Below are 18,409 nucleotides of genomic sequence, written 5' to 3'. Positions count from 1 at the left end.
CCATCGTGGATGTTTTATGCGAAATAAACGCGCTGTCCGCAACGCCCGCGCCGCCTGCCCGGACGGCCTTCGGACCCCCGGCGTCCTGCTATAATTCGCGCTTCGATTCCTATAGCTAATGTGTCGGCGACGATTGCGTCGCCGATACCGGCTTGCGAGCCCGAACACGCGAATGACCGACGAAACCTTTTCCGATTCGACCCCAGGTCCCTCGACCTACGATTCCAGCCGGATCACCGTGCTGCGCGGCCTGGACGCGGTGCGCAAGCGCCCCGGCATGTACATCGGCGACGTGCACGACGGGACCGGCCTGCACCACATGGTGTTCGAGGTGGTCGACAACGCCATCGACGAGGCCCTGGCCGGCCACGCGGACGATGTCATCGTGAACATCCACGAGGACGGCTCGGTGAGCGTGTTCGACAACGGCCGCGGCATTCCGGTGGACATCCACAAGGAAGAAGGCGTCTCGGCGGCGCAGGTCATCATGACCCAGCTGCACGCCGGCGGTAAGTTCGACGACAACAGCTACAAGGTGTCCGGCGGCCTGCACGGCGTGGGCGTGTCGGTGGTCAACGCGCTCTCGTCCAGGCTCACCCTGGACATCTGGCGCGACGGCAGCCACCACCAGCAGGAATACGCCATGGGCGAGCCGCTGGCGCCGCTGGCGACGGTCGGGCCCTCGGACGGCAAGCGCGGCACCCTGGTGCGCTTCTGGCCGTCGGCGGAGACCTTCACCGACATCGAATTCCACTACGACATCCTGGCCAAGCGACTGCGCGAGCTGTCGTTCCTCAACTCCGGCGTGAAGATCACGCTCAGCGACGAGCGTGCCAGCGCCGGCCACGAGAGCGGACGCCGCGACGTGTTCCAGTACGCCGGCGGCATCAGCAGCTTCGTCGAGCACCTGGCGCAGCTGAAGAACCCGCTGCACCCGAACGTGATCTCGGTGACCGGCGAGCAGAACGGCATCACCGTCGACGTCGCCCTGCAATGGACCGACGCCTACCAGGAAACGATGTTCTGCTTCACCAACAACATCCCGCAGAAGGACGGCGGCACCCACCTGATCGGCTTCCGCGCCGCGCTCACGCGCACGCTGACCAACTACATCGAACAGAACGGCATCGCCAAGCAGGCCAAGGTCACGCTCTCGGGCGACGACATGCGCGAGGGCCTGATCGCGGTGCTGTCGGTGAAGGTGCCCGACCCGAGCTTCTCGTCGCAGACCAAGGAAAAGCTCGTCTCCTCGGAGGTGAGGCCGGTCGTTGAGAGCACGTTCGGCGCACGTTTGGAGGAGTTCCTGCAGGAACACCCCCTGGAAGCGCGCGCCATCACTGCCAAGATCGTCGATGCCGCGCGGGCCCGCGAGGCCGCGCGCAAGGCCCGCGACCTGACCCGCCGCAAGGGCGCGCTGGATATCGCCGGCCTGCCGGGCAAGCTCGCCGACTGCCAGGAGAAGGACCCGGCGCTCTCGGAGCTGTTCATCGTCGAGGGCGACTCGGCCGGCGGCTCGGCCAAGCAGGGCCGCAACCGCAAGACCCAGGCGATCCTGCCGCTCAAGGGCAAGATCCTCAACGTCGAGCGCGCGCGCTTCGACCGCATGCTCGGCAGCGCCGAGGTCGGCACCCTGATCACCGCGCTCGGCACCGGCATCGGCAAGGACGAGTACAACCCGGACAAGCTGCGCTACCACCGCATCATCCTGATGACCGACGCGGACGTGGACGGCTCGCACATCCGCACCCTGCTGCTGACCTTCTTCTACCGACAGATGCCGGAGCTGATCGAGCGCGGCCACGTCTACATCGGCCTGCCGCCGCTGTACAAGATCAAGCAGGGCAAGAACGAGATGTACCTGAAGGACGACGCGGCGCTGGACGCGTACCTGGCCAACAGCGCGGTCGAAGGCGCATCGCTCATCCCCGCCGCCGGCGAGCCGGCGATCGAGGGCGCGGCGCTGGAGAAGCTGCTGCTGGCCTACGCCGGCGCGCGCGAGACCATCGCCCGCAACGCGCATCGCTACGATCCGAGCGTGCTCGAGGCGCTGATCGACTTCACGCCGCTCGACGCCCGGCACCTGGCGGCCAACACCGACGAGCGCCACGAACTCGACGCGCTCGAGGCGCGCATCAACCGCAGCGGCCTCGGCAAGCCGCGCTACGCGCTGCGCCTGCAGGGCGGCGGCGAAGCGCAGCCGGCGGCGCTGCTGGTCACCCGCCGGCACATGGGCGAGGAGCTGGTGCAGGTGCTGCCGCTGTCGGTCTTCGAGGGCGGCGAGCTGCGCCCGCTGCGCGATGCCGCCTCGCTGCTGCACGGCCTGATCCGCGAAGGCGCGCAGATCGTGCGCGGCAACCGCGCGCAGCCGGTGGCCAGCTTCGCCGAGGCGCAGGCCTGGCTGCTGGAGGAGGCGAAGAAGGGCCGGCAGATCCAGCGCTTCAAGGGCCTGGGCGAGATGAACCCGGAACAGCTGTGGGACACCACGGTCAATCCGGAGACGCGCCGCCTGCTGCAGGTGAAGATCGAGGACGCGGTGGCCGCGGACCAGATCTTCTCCACGCTGATGGGCGATGTGGTCGAGCCGCGCCGGGAGTTCATCGAGGACAACGCCCTGAAGGTGGCGAACCTCGACGTGTAGCCCGGTGCGGCGCGCGCTGCGCGGCGGGCATGGGAAGGCGTCGTTGCGGCAACCCTGCCGCGCCGGGGGCGCGGCGCGGACAAGGCGGCTCGATTAAGATCGCCGACGACCCGAACAGGCCCCGCGCATGGATGCCACCCCCGAGATCGTTCGTCCCGAACCGCCCGCATTGCCGCCGGCCGCGCCGCTCGCACCGCCGCGGCGCTCCTCGCCGCTGCTGGCGTTCTTCCTCGACGCGCTGATCGCCGCGGCGATCCTCCTCGCGGTGAGCTTCGCCTTCGGCACCGCCTGGGGCGTATGGCGCGGCGTCGAACTCGCGGCCCGGGGCGGCGCCTTCGACGCGGCCGCCATCGGCCAGCCCGGTCCGCTGGCCACCCTGGCCATGGCGCTGCTGGGCATGCTCTCGGCATCGTTGGTCACCTATCTCTGGCGCCGCCGCGCCACGCCCGGGGAGCGGGCGGCCTCCGCGCGCGCGGCGCGCCGGCCTGGCACCTGGGGCGTGGTCCTGCTGGCGTTGCCGGTGCTGCTGGGCCTGAGCATCGGCATCGAGGCCTGGGTCACGCGCCTGGATCCGAACGCGATGCCGGCCAATCTCGAGATCCTGCGCGCCGTGGCCGAGCGCTATCCGGTGTTGCTGTGGGCGTTCGCGGTGCTGCTGGCGCCGATGTACGAGGAGCTGCTGTTCCGCCGCGTGCTGTTCGGGCGGCTGTGGGCGGCCGGGCGCCCGTGGCTGGGCGCGTTGCTCAGCGGCGCGCTGTTCGCGCTGGCGCACGAGATCCCGGGCCAGAGCACCAGCCTGCCGGCCGCGGCCGCGCTGCTGTGGCTCAACTACGCGCTGATGGGCGTCATCCTGGCCTGGGTCTACCGCCGCACCGGCACCCTGTGGGCGCCGATCGCGCTGCACGCGGGCAACAATCTGGTCGCCCTGCTGGTGCTGGGCGCCGGTTGATCGCCGCCGCCCGGCACTCCGCCGGGATCAGGGCGCGGGCTGGGTGCAGCGGAAAAACGTGTACTCGTAACCGTCCACGTCATTGTTGCGCAGCAGGTTCCGCTCGCTATCGCAGAAGATGCCCGAGCCCGACTCCGCGGACCCGCCCGAGACATGGTTGCCGCGAACCACCGAACCCGCGCCCATGATGTGCAGCCCCGCGGCGATGAACGCGATGTCGAGGACGCGGTTGTTCTCGACCACGCCCGACATCATGATGCCCGTCGAGTAATCCCCGCCCATGCCGCCATTCAACCCCGCGTCCACTTCGGCGACCGTGTTGTTCGAGGCGAAGGCATGGGGTCCGAACATGCTGATGCCGATTGCCCGGCGACTGCTCGGACCGATGACATAGGGGTTGCCGCCGATCCTGCGCACGGTATTGCCGCGCACGGTATTGGTGCTGCCGTTGGTGGCGATGCCGACGTAATAGGCGTCCTCGATCCGGCTGTCTTCCACGATGTGGTGCGAGCCCAGCAGCGCGATGCCGTAGCGGAAGCCCTGCACCTGGCAGTTGCGGACGATGATGCCGCGGCGGGCGTTGTTGCTGGAAAGAATGCCCGAGGCGTTGGTGACGAGGCCGGCGGTGCCCTCGAGCTTGAAATCGTTGCAGTCGAGGATGACCCGGTCCGCGTTCACCGTGATGGCGCCGCCCTGCCGCGCCGCGGTGGACAGGTCCTTGCGCAGGCACCAGGTGCCCGGGGTGGTGATGGTGGCCGGCAGGCTGTCGATGAAGCCCGCGCAACTGTCGAAGCTCTGCGCGGCCTTGGCCGGGCCGGCGAAGGCCAGGCCCGCCAATATGGACAGAACGGCAAATGAACGCAGCATGGCTTTTCCTCCCCGGATGGACAGGGCGGCTTATAGCACGCGGGAAAGTTGAATCGTTGCCTATCCGGCGCCGGCCCCGGCACGTCGGCCGCATGCGAATCCGCCCATAATCGGCCGCGGATCAACCTCAGCGGATCAATCTGAAACGGGGAGATTGTCGATGAAGAACGCCCTGCTCGCCGCCGCCGTGGCGGCCCTGCTCGCCGGCTGCGCCACGACCAAGTCGCCGACCGGCCGCACCCAGTACGTGGGCGCGGTCTCGCAGCAGCAGCTCAACCAGATGGGTCTGCAGGCCTTCGCCGAGCAGAAGGCCAAGCAGCCGCAAAGCAAGGACAGCAAGCAGGTCGCCTACGTGCGCTGCGTGGTCAACGACCTGGTGCGCGAGCTGCCGCCGCAGTGGCGGTCCACCGGCTGGGAAACCGCGGTGTTCGTCGACAAGGACCCCAATGCCTTCGCCCTGCCCGGCGGCAAGGTCGGCGTCTATACCGGCATCTTCGGCGTGGCCAAGAACCAGGACCAGCTGGCGGCGGTGATCGGCCACGAGATCGGCCACGTCATCTCCAACCACCACAACGAGCGCATCACCCGGCAGATGGGCGCGCAGACCGGGCTGAGCATCGTCGGCGCGGTGCTCGGCGCCCGCTACGGCGAGGGCGCGGCCAGCGCCACCAACCAGTTCGGCGGGATGGCCGCGCAGGGCCTGTTCCTGCTGCCCAATTCGCGCACCCAGGAAAGCGAGGCCGACGTGGTCGGCCAGCAGCTGATGGCCAAGGCCGGCTTCGATCCGCGCCAGGCCGTGAACCTTTGGCAGAACATGATCGCCGCCGGCGGCAGCCGCCCGCCGCAATGGCTCTCCACCCACCCGGATCCGCAGGCGCGCATCGGCGAACTGCAGGGCCGCGCCACCGCCCTGGTGCCGGTGTACGAGCAGGCGCGCGCCGCCGGCCGCAAGCCCAAGTGCGGGTGAGCCGCGGATCCGCGCGCAAGGCCGCTACCGGTCGCCGGCGCCCGGACATCGGCGGCCATGCGGCGCAGTTCCGATCATGCGCGCTTCCTCGTTTGGGTCTGCGCAGTTCCGGCCGCGGGCAGGGCGAAAGGCCGGGCGTCTCGAGGTTTCGTTTGCGCGCGCAGCCCCGAAAAACCCGGGAATTCGGCCTATCCGGGTTTGTTGCGGCGCAACAAAATCCGTGTTCATTTATTCGCGTCGCGATGACAACGCCATGACATTTTTTGTCATGGCCATGACAGATGAAGCTCACGTTAAATTCACATAGCGCTTGTCGCGGCCGATTCTGCTAGGGTTCGCACCCCCGGCTCCGCGACGGGTTCCCCGATCCGCCCCTTCGTCCTGGTGATGTCCATGTCCAACAAGGCCCGCAAGCACGCGCTGAGCGCAGCCATCGTCTCGGTGCTGCTGCTGTTCGCCACCTCGGAAACCCTCGCCCAATCCGACAGCGGCAGCCGCCGCGACCGGCAGTCCCAGAAGTCGGGCAAGGCCGAGGAGCTCTACCCGCAGGCCGAGCGCAAGGCCCCGGAAGCCAAGGCTTCCAAGATGGCCTCGAAGATGCAGAAGATGCTGGACCTGTACAACGACAACAAGGAAGCCGAGGCGCGCGCGGCCGCCGACGCGATCATCGCCGACGAGAAGGCCAACGCCTACGAGCGCGCCTTCGCCAACCAGATCGCCGCCCAGGCCGCCTACGGCCAGGACGACTCGGCGGCGGCCAAGAAGTACCTGCAGCAGGCCATCGAGGCCAATGCGCTGGACAACAACGGCCACTACCAGGCGATGTTCATGCTCGCCCAGCTGCAGATGCAGGACGAGCAGTACGCCGAGGCGCTGGCCACCCTGGACAAGTTCCTGGCCGAAACCAAGGCCCAGAAGCCCGAGTACCTGGTGACCAGAGGCAACATCCTGTATCGCCTGGAGCGCTACCCCGAGGCGATCACCGCGCTCAAGCAGGGCATCGACAGCGCCGGCGACGCCGCCAAGCCCGACTGGCAGCAGGTGCTGATGGCCGCCTACTTCGACAGCGACAAGCCGGAGGAGGCCGCCAAGGTCGCCGAAGGCCTGCTGGCCAAGAACCCGAACGACCTGAAGCTGCAGAACAACATGGCCGCCATCTACATGCAGGCCGGCCAGAACGACAAGGCGATCGCGCTGCTGGAGAAGATGCGCGCCGCCGGGCAGCTCACCGACGAAAAGCAGTACCGCAACCTCTACGCCACCTATCTCAACACCGAGAACAAGGAGAAGGAGGCCATCGCGGTCATCGAGGACGGCTTCCAGAAGGGCATCCTCAAGCCAACCGACTACCAGCCGAACCTGGCGCTGGCCCAGGCCTACTATTTCTCCGATCAGATCCCGCAGGCCATCGAGGCCTACAAGAAGGCGGCCCCGCTCTCCCCGGACGGTGAGACGTTCCTGAACCTGGCACGGGTGTACTGGCAGAACGGCAATATCGGCGAGGCCAAGAAGGCGGCGCAGCAGGCGCTCGACAAAGGTCTGAAGAAGCCCGAAGAAGCCAAGAAAATCCTGGCTTTGAAGGGGGGCTGATGGCTGCGGTGAAGCGGCAGCGGTTGGTATCGCTGCCATCGATTGGTATAAGCTTAGAGGTTCCCGTGGCCATGTTTAGGCCCCGGTTCAACAACACCCGGTGCGCTGCGGCGTCCGGCCACTATCGAGCCTGCTGCGCATGACGGAACAGTTGCCGATTCATTCCAAGCACGACGACCGCGACGACGACGACGGTCTGAACTGGCCGCGCATTGCCGGCATCACCCTGGCGATCGCCGTGCACGTCGGTGCGCTGCTGCTCCTGATGGCGCCGGTGGCGCCCCCCGGCGGTCCCGAAGAGAAGGACGATGTCACCAGCGTGGTGATCATCGAGCCGCCGCCGCCGCCGCCGCCCCCTCCGCCGCCGCCGCCCGAGCCGCCCAAGCCGCAGGAGATCAAGCAGCTGGCGCCGCCGCAGCCCACGCCGATCCCGCCGCCGCCGGAAGAGCCGCCGATCGTCGTCGACACGCCCTCGCCGATGGATACCCCGGCGCCGCCGCCGGCTCCGCCTTCGCCGCCCGCGGCGCAGCCGGACATCGGCGCCAGCGTCGACATCTCCTCCAAGAACATGAACCCGCCGAAGTATCCGCCGGCGGCCGTTCGCGCCGGCATCGAGGGCACGGTGATCCTGATCATCGACGTCGATGCCAGCGGCAACGTCACCAACGTGTCGGTGGAGAAGTCCAGCCGCAACCGCGATCTCGATCGCGCCGCGATGGAAGCCGCGCGCAAGTGGCGGTTCAATCCCTCGGTGGTCAACGGCCAGAAGGCCGCCGGCCGCGTCCGCGTCCCGGTCGACTTCAACCTGGGCTGATAGGGCCCTGGGTTGATCCGCCCGGATCGCCCCGAATCCTTTCGCAACACCCGCTTCATCGTTCCACTTAAATCCAAACCACAACATCCACAAAGGTAAGCGTCATGCTGCAGGAACCCACCACCGCGCCCGCCGCCGCCCCCTCTGGAGGCGACGCCGCCGCTGCTCTGTCCCAGATGGGCGTCGACCATCTGATCAACGAAATGGTCACCAACCCGGGACAGCACATCGTCCAGTGGGTCGTGACGATCACTCTGGTGCTGATGTCGGTGATGTCGATCTACTGGATCGTCGTCAACTTCATCAAGAACCTGAACCTGCGTCGCCGCGGCGACTCGGTCACCACCACGTTCTGGGAAACCCCGAACGCGCAGGACGCGATCCGCCACATGGAAGAGCAGCCCAAGAGCGAGCCCTTCTCCAAGATCGCGCTCGACGCCGCCCAGGCCGCCGCGCACCACCAGCGTCACGAGGGCTCGCGCCTGGTCGAGTCGCTGAACCGTTCCGAGTTCGTCGACCGCGCGCTGCGCCAGGGCGTGACCCGCGAGTCCATGAAGCTTGAGAGCGGCCTGACCGTGCTCGCCACCGTCGGTTCGACCGCGCCGTTCGTCGGCCTGCTCGGCACCGTGTGGGGCATCTACGGCGCGCTGATCCGCCTCGGCGCCGGTGGCCAGGCCTCGATCGACGCGGTCGCCGGCCCGGTGGGCGAGGCGCTGATCATGACCGCGGTCGGCCTGTTCGTGGCGATCCCGGCGGTGCTCGGCTACAACTTCTTCGTCCGCCTGAACCGCATCACCAACAACAAGTTCGACACCTTCGCGCACGACCTGCACGACTTCTTCGCCACCGGCGCTCGCGTCGGCGAAGTCCCGGTCAAGCGCTGATCGCGTCGTACGTATCCTGATTCCTGACGGAGCCCGACCATGGCCTTCAGTACCGGCGACGACAGCGGCGCACCGATGTCCGAGATCAACGTCACGCCCCTCGTGGACGTGATGCTGGTGCTCCTGATCATCTTCATGATCACGGCGCCCCTGATGTCGCACAAGATCAAGGTGGAACTGCCCCAGGCGAATCTCGACAAGATCGACGACGAGACGCCGAAGACGCAGCCCATCACGATTGCGGTGACTGAAGACGGCTCGCTCTACTGGAACGACCAGCCGGTCGATCGCGGGGTGATGGAGAGCCGTTTCTCGGTCGAGGCGCAGAAGACCCCGCAACCGGAAATCCGCGTCCGCGGCGACAAGACCACCAAGTTCCGCTTCATCAACGAAGTGATGAACACCGCGCAGGGCCAGGGCATGCGCAAGGTCGGTTTCGTCGCCACCAAGGAACAGGGCAACTGAGGAAACACGACCATGGCATTCAGTTCCGGCTCTACCGGCGGCCCCATGGCCAACATCAACGTCACGCCCCTCGTGGACGTGATGCTGGTGCTGCTGATCATCTTCATGATGACGGCGCCGATGATGTCCTATCCGATCGACATCGACCTGCCGCAGCGTTCGCTCAACCCGCCGCAGAACCTGAAAGACCCGCCGCCGCCGATCAGCCTGCGCATCGACGCCTCGGGACAGGTGTACTGGAACAACAGCCCGACCCCGATCTCGGCGCTGCGCAACATGATGGAAACCGAGGTGCAGCGCGACGTCAACAACCAGCCGACGCTGGAGATCGACGTCAACGAGGACGCCGATTACGGCCTTCTCGCCAAGGTCCTGGCCAGCGCCAAGAACGCGCAGATGCAGAAGATCGGTTTCGTCAAAAAGTAAAACCCCGCCGGCGCACCGCAGCGCGCCGGCCGGACGCTTACCTATTCAGCGCCGCCCTCGCCGGGCGGCGTTTTTTTATGGCCGGACGCCGGGGGCGCAAACGCCGGCTTGCCTCGGCGGCGTCCTGCCGGCGGACGGAAATGGGGGTGGGCGGCCGCTTGCGGCCCCGAACGGCCGGGTGTAGCGTGAAATCGGGTCCCAACCGGAAGCGAGGTGCGTCATGGCGTTCTCCAACGGTAGCGTGCAGCGCAGCATGGCCACGATCAACATCACCCCGCTGGTGGATGTGATGCTGGTCCTGCTGGTGATCTTCATGATCGCCGCGCCGATCGCCACGCGGGCGATCCCGCTGACCCTGCCGCAGGCGGTGCCGCCGGATACGCCGCGGCCACCGCCTTCCACGCCGATCGAGCTGCGCGTGGACGCCGCCGGCGAAGTGTTCTGGAACGGCAACCCGACGCCGCTCACGGCCTTGGGCGAGATGATGCGGGCCGAGGTCCAGCGCGATCCGCGCAACGCGCCCAAGCTGCAGATCGACGCCAGCGGCGATGCCGACTACGACGTCGTGGCGAAGGTGCTGGCGGCCGCCGAGTCCGCGGACCTGGACCAGGTCGGGTTCGTGCGGCGCTGAGCGCTCAGCCCGAGACGAGGGCGAGGTAGCGCTTGACCGTCGTCTCCAGGCCGTCGTAAAGCGCCTCGCCGATCAGGGCGTGGCCGATCGAGACTTCGTCCACGCCCGGCACGCCGGCCAGGAACGCGGCCAGGTTGGCCTGGTTCAGATCGTGGCCGGCGTTCACGCCGAGCCCGGCCTGGCGCGCGTCGCGGGCGGTGCGGGCATAGGCCGGCAGGCGATCGGCGGCGGCGCCGGCGGCGAAGGCCTCCGCGTAGGGGCCGGTGTACAGCTCGATGCGGTCGGCACCGATCGCCGCGGCGCGGGCGATGTCGGCGCCGGGATCGGCAAACAGGCTCACCCGGCAGCCCGAAGCCTTGAGCGCGGCCACCAGGGGCCGCAGCGTCTCGGCGTCGCGCCGGAAATCGAAGCCGTGGTCGGAGGTCAGCTGGGCGTCGCCGTCGGGCACCAGGGTGGCCTGCGCCGGGCGCGCCTGCGCGCACAGGGCGTGGAAGCCCGGGTATCCCTCGCGCGGCGGGGCGAAGGGATTGCCCTCGATGTTGAACTCGACCCCGTACTCGCGGGTGAGCGCGGCCAGCGCCAGCACGTCGTCGGCGCGGACGTGGCGCGCGTCCGGGCGCGGGTGCACGGTGATGCCGTGCGCGCCGGCGTCCAGGCAGACGCGCGCGGCGTGCAGCAGGTCGGGTTCGCGCCCACCGCGGGAGTTGCGCAGTACGGCGATCTTGTTGAGGTTGACGCTGAGCGCGGTGCTCATCCGCGGATCCTTCCGCAAAGGCCCGGCCGCTCATGGCCGGACTGTCCGACGCCCTTCACGGCGCCGAGTCGGGCGTCTTGATGCGCTGGGCCTCGGCCTGCTCGCGCAGGCGGCGCAGGGCGTCTGGGTCGAGCATGACCTGCACGTCGCGGTTCTGGTTGCCGATGCGCTGCGCCAGCAGGCCCAGCACCCAGGCGACCAGGAAGCCGAGCGCGGCCAGCAGGCAGACGATCACCAGCACCATCGAGGTGGTCTTGAGCGCGACCACGAAAGCGGCGATGGCCAGCAGCAGGTAGAGCCAGATCATCTCGCGCCTCGGCACGGGGGACACCGCATCAGTGTACTTGGCGCCGCCGCGGCGTTGCGAGTCCGCCGCCGCCGCGGCGTCCGCGGATGTTGGCGGCGGTCACAATAGCGGCGAAAACAGCCGCGCCACGGCCTCGGGCAGGCGCACCCCCAGCAGCGAGTGCGGGCGGTCCGGGCGCACGCGCGGCGCGTGTGCCAGCTCGCCCTCGATCAGGCGCGCCAGCTCGGCGGCGATGCCTGCGTCCTGGAACAGCATCGAGACCTCGAAGTTCAGGCGGAAGCTGCGGATGTCGAAGTTGGCGGTGCCGATCATGGCCAGCTCGTCGTCCACCAGCAGCGCCTTGGTATGCAGCATGCGCGGGCCGTATTCGTAGACCTTGGCCCCGGCGGCCATCAGTTCGTCGTAGTAGGAGCGCGCGGCCAGGGTCACCAGGCGGCTGTCGCTGCGCCTGGGCACCACCACGCGCACGTCCAGCCCGCCCAGCGCCGCCGAGGTCAGCGCCATCAGCGCCGCCTCGCCGGGCACGAAGTAGGGCGTGACCAGCCAGACGCGCCGGGTGGCGGCGTGGATCGCGCCCACGTGCAGGCGATGGATCGCCTCCCAGGACGAGTCCGGGCCGGAGGGCAGCACCTGCGCGGCGATCGGTCCCGGGCGCGGCTCGGGCAGGTGGCGCGCCAGCTCGGCCACCACCTCGCGCGAATCGGTGGCGTAGATCCAGTCCTCCACGAACACCAGCTGCAGCAGGTGCGCCGCGTCGCCGTCGATGCGCAGGTGCAGGTCGCGGTAGGCGTCCGCGCGCAGCGACTCGTTCTCCTCGTCGGTGACGTTGATGCCGCCGGTGTAGGCGATGCGCCCGTCGATGACCACGATCTTGCGGTGGGTGCGCATGTTCACCCAGGTGCGGGTCCAGATGCGGCCGAAGCGCGCGGGATGGAACCAGCAGAACTCGCCGCCGGCCGCGATGAGCTCGGCGAAGAAGCGGGCGTTGGCCTTCGACCCCACCGCGTCGAGCAGCACCCGCACCTTCACCCCGGCGCGCGCGCGCTCGACCAGCGCGTCGCGGATTGCCGTGCCGGTGCGGTCGGGCAGATAGATGTAGTACTCCAGGTGGATGTGGTGGCGGGCGTTGCGGATGTCCTCCAGCAGCGCGGCGTAGGTGGCCGCGCCGTCCACCAGCAGGCGCACCTCGCGCGCCGAGGCCGGCGGCAGGCCGGTGGTGCTCTGGCCCAGGCGCGCCAGCTCGGTCAGCTCGTCGCCCGGCGGGCCCAGGCGCCGCTCCTTCAGCGTCAGCCGGCTGCGGCCGCGGCGCAGCCGGTGGCGCTGGATCTTCTGCGGCCCGAACACCTGGTAGATGACGAAGCCGAGATAGGGCAGCGCGGCCAGGCCGAGCAGCCAGCTCAGCGTGGCCACCGGCTCGCGCTTCTGCAGCACGATCCAGGCGGACAGGCCGACCAGATAGACGCCCCAGATCGCGGTCAGGTACAGGCCCAGGTGCGGAATGGAGATGAATGCGTGCCAGACGTCGCGGAGCCAGTCGATCATGAACGAGCATTCCTCAGGCGCGGGCGGCACGGTTGGCTGTCGCATCGGCTGCGACGGGTGCCCGCTAGGCTAATGCGATGCGCGACAACGGCAAAGTGGCGGTCGAGAAGTTCGGGGCGATCAAGGGCCGCGGCGCGGCCTCCTACGTCACCGGGCGCTACGAGAAGAGGGTGGCGCGCGCCGAGGACGACGGCTGGGGCTCGACCTACGACTTCTCCGATGCCGCCGGCGAGCAGGGCGAACTCGCGCCCCGCCCGGAGACCGTCGTCACCGAGGAGCGGGCACGCAGCATCGTCAGCCGCAACGATTCGCCCGACATCGGCTTCGGGCAATCGGTCAATCCCTACCGCGGCTGCGAGCACGGCTGCGTGTACTGCTTCGCGCGGCCCTCGCACGCCTACCTGGACCTGTCGCCGGGCCTGGACTTCGAAACCCGGCTGTACGCCAAGACCAATGCCGCCGAGCGCCTGCGCGAGGAGCTGGCCAGGCCCGCCTACCGCTGCTCGCCGATCGCGCTGGGCATCAATACCGACGCTTACCAGCCGATCGAGCGCCGCTACCGCATCACCCGCGCGCTGCTGGAGGTGCTGGCCGAATGCCGGCACCCGGTGAGCCTGATCACCAAGAGCGCGCTGATCCAGCGCGATCTCGACCTGCTGGCGCCGATGGCCGAGCAGCGTCTGGTGACCGTCTACGTCTCGGTGACCACGCTCGACAACCGGCTCTCGGCCAAGCTCGAACCGCGCGCGGCCGCGCCGCACACGCGGCTGAAGACGATCCAGGCCCTGCACGAGGCCGGCATCCCGGTCGGGACGATGGTGGCGCCGGTGATCCCGATGGTCACCGACCACGACCTGGAGGGCATCCTGGAAGCGGCCTTCGCCGCCGGTGCCCGCGCCGCCGGCTACGTGCTGCTGCGGCTTCCGCACGAGCTGAAGGAGGTCTGGCGCGAGTGGCTGGCGCTGCACTATCCCGATCGCGCCCGGCACGTGATGAGCCTGGTGCAGCAGATGCGCGGCGGCAAGGACTACGACGCGACCTTCGGCAAGCGCATGCGCGGCGAAGGCCCGTTCGCCGACCTGATCGCCGCGCGTTTCGCCAAGGCGCACCGACGCCTGGGCTACGGCCGCCTGCCGCCGCTGGACGGCAGCCGCTTCCTCGCGCCGCGCAAACCCTCGCCGCAGGGAGAATTGTTCTAGCGGACGGTTTTTCAGCGGTCCGCCAGCTGCGCGCCGTTCACTTCGAAGCGATGTCGTCTTGCCAAGTTGTCGGCGGCAAGGCAAGGTCGCGGCATGAAGGCACCCTGCAATTCCGGCGCGAACGAGGATCGGTTTCGCCTGGCGATGGCTTCGGCGGGCATCGGCATGGCCATCGTCGATCTCGACGGGCACTGGCTCGAGGTCAATCCGGCCTTCGAGCGCATGTTCGGCTATGCCGCCGCCGAGCTGATCGGCAAGCCGGTGCACAGCATCAGCCACCCGGACGAGGTGGGGATCGTGAAGAAGGCCGTCGCCGACATGGCCACGGGCACGCGCGACACCCTCGACACGCGCAGGCGCTACTTCCACCGCGACGGGCACCTGGTCTGGGTGCACCTGAACGTGGCGGTGATGCGCGATGCGCACGGCCAGCCGGCCTACTTCATCTCGCAGCTGCGCGATATCAGCGCCCAGCGCGAGGCCGAACTGGCGCTGCGCGAGCTCAACGAGACGCTCGAGCAGCGCGTGGCCGAACGCACCGCGGAAGTGGAAACGATCCGCCGCCAGCAGGAACTGTTCGCCTACGGCGTCTCCCACGACCTGCGCGCGCCGGTGCGCTCGGTGGAGAACTTCGCCGCGCGGCTGGCCGAGCAGGCCGGCGAGCGGCTCGACGAGACCGGGCGCGACTACCTGGAGCGCATCCGCAACGCCGCGGCGCAGATGGCGTCGCTGATCGACGGCCTGCTTGAACTCTCCCGCGCCTCGCGCGCCGAGCTCAAGCCGCAGCCGGTGGACATGAGCCTGCTGGCGGACTGGACCGCGGCCGAGCTGGCCGACGCCGATCCGGGCCGCGCGCATGCCGTGGAGGTGCAGCCGGGCCTGGTCGCCTTCGGCGACGAGCGCCAGCTCAAGGTGCTGCTCGTCCAGCTGCTGCACAACGCCTGGAAATTCTCCCGCACGCGCGAGCGCGTGGAGATCCGCGTCAGCGGCCGGCGCGAGGGCGACCGGCTGCACCTGGAGGTGCGCGATGCCGGCATCGGCTTCGACATGCGCTACGTGGACAAGCTGTTCGAGCCGTTCCAGCGCCTGCACGGACAGGCGCAGGGCAGCGGCAACGGCCTGGGCCTGGCGATCGCGTGGCGCATCGCCGAACGCCATCGCGGCCGGCTGTGGGCGCAGTCCGAGGTGGAGCGGGGCAGCAGCTTCCATCTGGAGCTGCCGGCCGTTGCCGATCTGGCCGGATCGGAGCCGGCGTGAGGCGCGATCGTGACGCGGCGCAGACCGGGGCGTGTCTAGGCTGCTCCCCGTCGGCCCGCGGCGCGCGGACCGCGGGACAGGACGAACGGGCATGACGACGCACAAAGACATCCTGCTGGTCGAGGACAATCCCGACGACGTGGAACTCACGCGCATCGCCTTCGCCGAGGCCAAGATCGTCAATCCGCTGGCGGTGGTCGGCGACGGCGCCGAGGCGCTCGACTTCCTGTTCGCGCGCGGCAGGCACGCCGGGCGCGATCCCGATGCGCTGCCGACCATGATCCTGCTCGACCTGAACCTGCCCAAGCTCGACGGCCGCGAGGTGCTGCAGGCGATCCGCGCCGAGGACAAGACCCGGCACCTGCCGGTGGTGGTGCTGACCACCAGCGCCGAACCCTTCGACGTGGAGGCCTGCTACGCGCTCGGCGTGAACAGCTACATCCGCAAGCCGGTGGATTTCCAGCAGTTCGTCGGCGCGGTGAAGCAGGTCGGGCTGTACTGGCTGGTGCTGAACCAGCCGCGCGCGCCGGCATAGCGCCGGGGCGGGTTCAGCCGCGCGCGGGGGCCGCGCCGAACAGCGCCTGCGCGCGCTGGAACAGGATCCAGCCGGTGGCGATGAACTTGTCGCCGCGCAGCGGGCGGTTGCCGCGATGGGTGTGGGTGAAGGCGGTCGGCGCGATCAGCAGGGCGCCGGTCGCGGGGCGGACGCTGCGTCGCTGGAACAGGAATTCGGTTTCGCCCGCCTCGAAGTCCTCGTTGAGATAGAGCGTCCACAGCAGGTGCCGGTGCAGGGTCTCGGCATCCGGATCGCGCGGATACAGCTCGCAATGCCAGTAGGGATACCCACCGCCGCTGGCGGCCTCGTACCACTGCAGGTTGACCGTGCCCGGACGCAGGCACGTCCGCGCCAGCTCGCCCAGCGCGCGATCGTCCATGGCGGCCAGGTCCTCGGCCGCCAGCCGCCGCGACGCCCCGTCGGCATCGGCGATCTGCAGCATCAGCGGCGCGATCAGCGCCTGCGGGTAGCGGCGCAGGTAGGCGAGCAGGCCGGGGTACACCGCGCGGTCGATCGCCTGCTGCACCTCGGCCCAGTCCGCGCGTCCGGCCAGCGACAGGTCGCGGCTGCGCTTGAGCTCGGGATGCACCCCGCCGCCGACCCGGCCCGGCGCCAGCGCGTCGCTGGCGCGCAGGCGGGCGACGATCGCCGCGCAGGTCTCGCGCGGCAGGGCGCCGTCGAAGACTTCGATGAAGTCCGCTGCCGCACTCATGCCGCGGCGGCGTCGTGCTCGCGGTGGTAGCGCACGGCGGCTTCCACCTCGTTGCTGGAGCCGAGAAACACCGGGACGCGCTGGTGCAGCTGCGTGGGCTGGATGTCGAGCATGCGCTGGCGTCCGTCGCTGGCGGCGCCGCCGGCCTGCTCGACCAGCAGGCTCATCGGATTGGCCTCGTACATCAGCCGCAGCTTGCCCGGCTTGCCGGGGTCCTTGCGGTCCCAGGGATAGACGAAGATGCCGCCGCGGGTGAGGATGCGGTGCACGTCGGCCACCATCGAGGCGATCCAGCGCATGTTGAAGTCCTTGCCGCGCGGCCCCTCCTTGCCGGCGAGCAGGTCGCCGACGTAGCGCTGCATCGGCGCCTCCCAGTGGCGCTGGTTGGACATGTTCACGGCGAATTCCCGGGTGTCCTCGGGGATGCGCATGTTCGCCTGGGTCAGCACGAACGAGCCCTGCTCGCGGTCGAGGGTGAAGGCGTGCGTGCCGTGGCCGATGGTCAGCACCAGCATCGTGCTCGGCCCGTAGATGCAGTAGCCGGCCGCGACCTGCGCGGTGCCGGGCTGCAGGAAATGCTCGTCGCCCGGCTGCGTCACCTCGTCCGGGCAGCGCAGCACCGAGAAGATCGTGCCGACGCTGACGTTGACGTCGATGTTGCTGCTGCCGTCGAGCGGATCGAACAGCAGCAGGTAGTTGCCGCGCGGATACTTGTCCGGGATCGGCTGGCTGTGGTCCATCTCCTCCGAGGCGCAGGCCGCCAGGTGGCCGCCCCAGGCATTGGCCTCGAGCAGGATCTCGTTGCTGAGCACGTCGAGCTTCTTCTGCGCCTCGCCCTGCACGTTCATGCTGGCGGCCGCGGGGGTGCCGGCGTCGCCGAGCACGCCGCCGAGCGCGCCCTTGCCCACCGCCACGGAAATGGTCTTGCAGGCGCGCGCCACCACCTCCATCAGCAGCCGCAGGTCGGAATTGATGCGGCCGTGCCGCTGCTCCTCGATCAGGTGGCGGGTCAGGGAAATGGGGTGGGTCATGGGCGGGCCGGTCGGGAACGGGGCCGCTATTGTCGCCGTTGTGGCGCGCGGCTGCTCGACGGGCGCCCGGAGGCCGGTTCCTGCGCGATCGCGTGGGACGGTCCCATGGCTACGTGCTTCCCGGCCGCGAGGCGCTCGGCGGCCTGCGCGTCGGGCGGATCGGCCCGCGGGCGCGGCGCCGCTTCAGATCACCCGCAGGGTGATCGCCTTGAGCACGGCGCGCGTGCGGTCGCGCGTGCCGAGCTTGTCGAGGATCGCCGAGACGTAGTTCTTCACCGTGCCCTCGGCCAGGAACAGGCTGCGCGCGATCTCCTTGTTGGAATAGCCGCCGGCCAGCAGGCGCAGGATTGCCACCTCGCGTGCGTTGAAGGTGTCGCTCGGCGGCCGCTCGTCGTGGAAGCGGTAGCGCGCGCGGATCGGATCGGTGCTCACCGGCAGCAGCAGGCTGTCGCCGGCGGCCACGCGGGTGATCGCGTCCAGCAGATCCTCGGGTGCGGCGTCCTTGAGCAGGAAGCCCTGCGCGCCGGCATCGCGCGCGCGCAGCAGCAGGTCGCTCTCGTCGAAGGTGGTCAGCAGCAGCACCGGCGTCGCATCGCCGCGGGCGCGCAACCGCTCGAGCATGGCGATGCCGTCCAGGCCGGGCATGCGGACGTCGCTGAGGATGACGTCGATGCCGGCACCGGGCAGCTGCGCCAGCAGCGCATGGCCGTCCTCGGCTTCCAGCGCGACCGCCACGCCCAGTCCCTGCAGCAGCGCGCGCAGTCCGGCGCGCACCAGCGCCTGATCGTCGGCCAGGGCGATGCGCAGCGGCGCGCTCACG

The 18,409-nt window shown here is 69.3% G+C and carries 19 protein-coding genes; 12 read left to right on the top strand and 7 right to left on the bottom strand.

Translation table 11 applies throughout. The annotated features are described in order from the left end of the window. The first annotated feature begins 172 nt into the window (after positions 1-172). A complete protein-coding gene (gene gyrB / locus MD221_RS10755) occupies positions 173-2,638 on the top strand; it encodes a DNA topoisomerase (ATP-hydrolyzing) subunit B (RefSeq protein WP_242111715.1) in 2,466 nt (821 codons plus the stop codon). Positions 2,639-2,765: 127 nt separating this feature from the next. After that, complete coding sequence (locus MD221_RS10750) at positions 2,766-3,587, top strand: CPBP family intramembrane glutamic endopeptidase (protein ID WP_242111714.1); 822 nt, start codon at positions 2,766-2,768, stop codon at positions 3,585-3,587. A gap of 27 nt (positions 3,588-3,614) precedes the next feature. On the opposite strand, the gene MD221_RS10745 is transcribed toward MD221_RS10750, so the two are convergent. Next, positions 3,615-4,424: a NosD domain-containing protein gene (locus MD221_RS10745; protein ID WP_242111713.1), complete on the bottom strand. Its 810-nt coding sequence runs from the start codon at positions 4,422-4,424 to the stop codon at positions 3,615-3,617. A gap of 190 nt (positions 4,425-4,614) precedes the next feature. Between MD221_RS10745 and MD221_RS10740 the strand changes: the two genes are divergently transcribed. The 7 genes from MD221_RS10740 (at position 4,615) to MD221_RS10710 (ending at position 10,231) form a co-directional block, all read left to right on the top strand. After that, positions 4,615-5,421, top strand: a complete 807-nt coding sequence (locus MD221_RS10740; protein ID WP_242111712.1) for a M48 family metallopeptidase — start codon at positions 4,615-4,617, stop codon at positions 5,419-5,421. A 393-nt stretch (positions 5,422-5,814) separates the two neighbouring features. Continuing rightward, a complete protein-coding gene (locus MD221_RS10735) occupies positions 5,815-7,011 on the top strand; it encodes a tetratricopeptide repeat protein (RefSeq protein WP_425602253.1) in 1,197 nt (398 codons plus the stop codon). Positions 7,012-7,150: 139 nt separating this feature from the next. Beyond that, positions 7,151-7,825, top strand: coding sequence for an energy transducer TonB (locus tag MD221_RS10730; protein ID WP_242111710.1), 675 nt, complete (start codon positions 7,151-7,153; stop codon positions 7,823-7,825). A gap of 104 nt (positions 7,826-7,929) precedes the next feature. Then, positions 7,930-8,709, top strand: coding sequence for a MotA/TolQ/ExbB proton channel family protein (locus tag MD221_RS10725; RefSeq protein ID WP_242111708.1), 780 nt, complete (start codon positions 7,930-7,932; stop codon positions 8,707-8,709). 39 nt (positions 8,710-8,748) lie between these two features. After that, on the top strand, positions 8,749-9,174 hold the full coding sequence (locus MD221_RS10720; protein WP_242111707.1) for an ExbD/TolR family protein: 426 nt from the start codon (positions 8,749-8,751) through the stop codon (positions 9,172-9,174). Between the two features lie 12 nt (positions 9,175-9,186). Then, positions 9,187-9,600, top strand: a complete 414-nt coding sequence (locus tag MD221_RS10715; protein ID WP_242111706.1) for an ExbD/TolR family protein — start codon at positions 9,187-9,189, stop codon at positions 9,598-9,600. Positions 9,601-9,820: 220 nt separating this feature from the next. Further along, complete coding sequence (locus MD221_RS10710; protein ID WP_242111705.1) at positions 9,821-10,231, top strand: ExbD/TolR family protein; 411 nt, start codon at positions 9,821-9,823, stop codon at positions 10,229-10,231. Positions 10,232-10,235: 4 nt separating this feature from the next. On the opposite strand, the gene MD221_RS10705 is transcribed toward MD221_RS10710, so the two are convergent. From MD221_RS10705 to cls, 3 genes are all read right to left on the bottom strand, one after another. Next, positions 10,236-10,985: a pyridoxine 5'-phosphate synthase gene (locus MD221_RS10705; protein ID WP_242111703.1), complete on the bottom strand. Its 750-nt coding sequence runs from the start codon at positions 10,983-10,985 to the stop codon at positions 10,236-10,238. A gap of 55 nt (positions 10,986-11,040) precedes the next feature. Then, on the bottom strand, positions 11,041-11,316 hold the full coding sequence (locus tag MD221_RS10700; protein ID WP_242111702.1) for a hypothetical protein: 276 nt from the start codon (positions 11,314-11,316) through the stop codon (positions 11,041-11,043). A gap of 75 nt (positions 11,317-11,391) precedes the next feature. Then, positions 11,392-12,834, bottom strand: a complete 1,443-nt coding sequence (gene cls / locus MD221_RS10695) for a cardiolipin synthase (protein ID WP_242111701.1) — start codon at positions 12,832-12,834, stop codon at positions 11,392-11,394. 77 nt (positions 12,835-12,911) lie between these two features. Here cls and MD221_RS10690 point away from each other — a divergent pair, with 77 nt between their 5' ends. The 3 genes from MD221_RS10690 to MD221_RS10680 all read left to right on the top strand — a co-directional run bounded on the left by MD221_RS10690 (position 12,912) and on the right by MD221_RS10680 (position 15,825). Continuing rightward, the gene (locus MD221_RS10690) at positions 12,912-14,033 is read left to right on the top strand and encodes a PA0069 family radical SAM protein (RefSeq protein WP_242111699.1); all 1,122 of its coding nucleotides are present in this window, start codon (positions 12,912-12,914) and stop codon (positions 14,031-14,033) included. Between the two features lie 93 nt (positions 14,034-14,126). Beyond that, a complete protein-coding gene (locus MD221_RS10685) occupies positions 14,127-15,290 on the top strand; it encodes a sensor histidine kinase (protein ID WP_242111697.1) in 1,164 nt (387 codons plus the stop codon). 91 nt (positions 15,291-15,381) lie between these two features. Then, positions 15,382-15,825 carry a response regulator gene (locus tag MD221_RS10680; RefSeq protein WP_242111695.1) on the top strand — a complete coding sequence of 148 codons (444 nt, stop codon included), beginning with the start codon at positions 15,382-15,384 and terminating at the stop codon, positions 15,823-15,825. A gap of 13 nt (positions 15,826-15,838) precedes the next feature. On the opposite strand, the gene MD221_RS10675 is transcribed toward MD221_RS10680, so the two are convergent. From MD221_RS10675 to MD221_RS10665, 3 genes are all read right to left on the bottom strand, one after another. Continuing rightward, positions 15,839-16,558: a 2OG-Fe(II) oxygenase gene (locus MD221_RS10675; protein WP_242111693.1), complete on the bottom strand. Its 720-nt coding sequence runs from the start codon at positions 16,556-16,558 to the stop codon at positions 15,839-15,841. Next, complete coding sequence (locus MD221_RS10670) at positions 16,555-17,589, bottom strand: class 1 fructose-bisphosphatase (protein ID WP_242111692.1); 1,035 nt, start codon at positions 17,587-17,589, stop codon at positions 16,555-16,557. The genes MD221_RS10675 and MD221_RS10670 overlap by 4 nt, the downstream gene beginning before the upstream one ends. Positions 17,590-17,772: 183 nt before the next feature. Further along, on the bottom strand, positions 17,773-18,408 hold the full coding sequence (locus MD221_RS10665; protein WP_242111691.1) for a response regulator: 636 nt from the start codon (positions 18,406-18,408) through the stop codon (positions 17,773-17,775). Position 18,409: the final 1 nt, after the last annotated feature.

This window comes from Luteimonas aquatica (assembly GCF_022662575.1).
GTDB classification, from domain to species: Bacteria; Pseudomonadota; Gammaproteobacteria; order Xanthomonadales; family Xanthomonadaceae; genus Luteimonas; species Luteimonas aquatica.
This window is presented reverse-complemented; position numbering and strand designations above follow the sequence as displayed.

What these genes read in the sequence shown, in the direction of transcription:
- gyrB (WP_242111715.1), top strand. Translation starts at nt 173, where the DNA reads ATGACCGACGAAACCTTTTCCGATTCGACCCCAGGTCCCTCGACCTAC.
- MD221_RS10750 (WP_242111714.1), top strand. Translation starts at nt 2,766, where the DNA reads ATGGATGCCACCCCCGAGATCGTTCGTCCCGAACCGCCCGCATTGCCG.
- MD221_RS10740 (WP_242111712.1), top strand. Translation starts at nt 4,615, where the DNA reads ATGAAGAACGCCCTGCTCGCCGCCGCCGTGGCGGCCCTGCTCGCCGGC.
- MD221_RS10735 (WP_425602253.1), top strand. Translation starts at nt 5,815, where the DNA reads ATGTCCAACAAGGCCCGCAAGCACGCGCTGAGCGCAGCCATCGTCTCG.
- MD221_RS10730 (WP_242111710.1), top strand. Translation starts at nt 7,151, where the DNA reads ATGACGGAACAGTTGCCGATTCATTCCAAGCACGACGACCGCGACGAC.
- MD221_RS10725 (WP_242111708.1), top strand. Translation starts at nt 7,930, where the DNA reads ATGCTGCAGGAACCCACCACCGCGCCCGCCGCCGCCCCCTCTGGAGGC.
- MD221_RS10720 (WP_242111707.1), top strand. Translation starts at nt 8,749, where the DNA reads ATGGCCTTCAGTACCGGCGACGACAGCGGCGCACCGATGTCCGAGATC.
- MD221_RS10715 (WP_242111706.1), top strand. Translation starts at nt 9,187, where the DNA reads ATGGCATTCAGTTCCGGCTCTACCGGCGGCCCCATGGCCAACATCAAC.
- MD221_RS10710 (WP_242111705.1), top strand. Translation starts at nt 9,821, where the DNA reads ATGGCGTTCTCCAACGGTAGCGTGCAGCGCAGCATGGCCACGATCAAC.
- MD221_RS10705 (WP_242111703.1), bottom strand. Translation starts at nt 10,985, where the DNA reads ATGAGCACCGCGCTCAGCGTCAACCTCAACAAGATCGCCGTACTGCGC.
- cls (WP_242111701.1), bottom strand. Translation starts at nt 12,834, where the DNA reads ATGATCGACTGGCTCCGCGACGTCTGGCACGCATTCATCTCCATTCCG.
- MD221_RS10690 (WP_242111699.1), top strand. Translation starts at nt 12,912, where the DNA reads ATGCGCGACAACGGCAAAGTGGCGGTCGAGAAGTTCGGGGCGATCAAG.
- MD221_RS10685 (WP_242111697.1), top strand. Translation starts at nt 14,127, where the DNA reads ATGAAGGCACCCTGCAATTCCGGCGCGAACGAGGATCGGTTTCGCCTG.
- MD221_RS10680 (WP_242111695.1), top strand. Translation starts at nt 15,382, where the DNA reads ATGACGACGCACAAAGACATCCTGCTGGTCGAGGACAATCCCGACGAC.
- MD221_RS10675 (WP_242111693.1), bottom strand. Translation starts at nt 16,558, where the DNA reads ATGAGTGCGGCAGCGGACTTCATCGAAGTCTTCGACGGCGCCCTGCCG.
- MD221_RS10670 (WP_242111692.1), bottom strand. Translation starts at nt 17,589, where the DNA reads ATGACCCACCCCATTTCCCTGACCCGCCACCTGATCGAGGAGCAGCGG.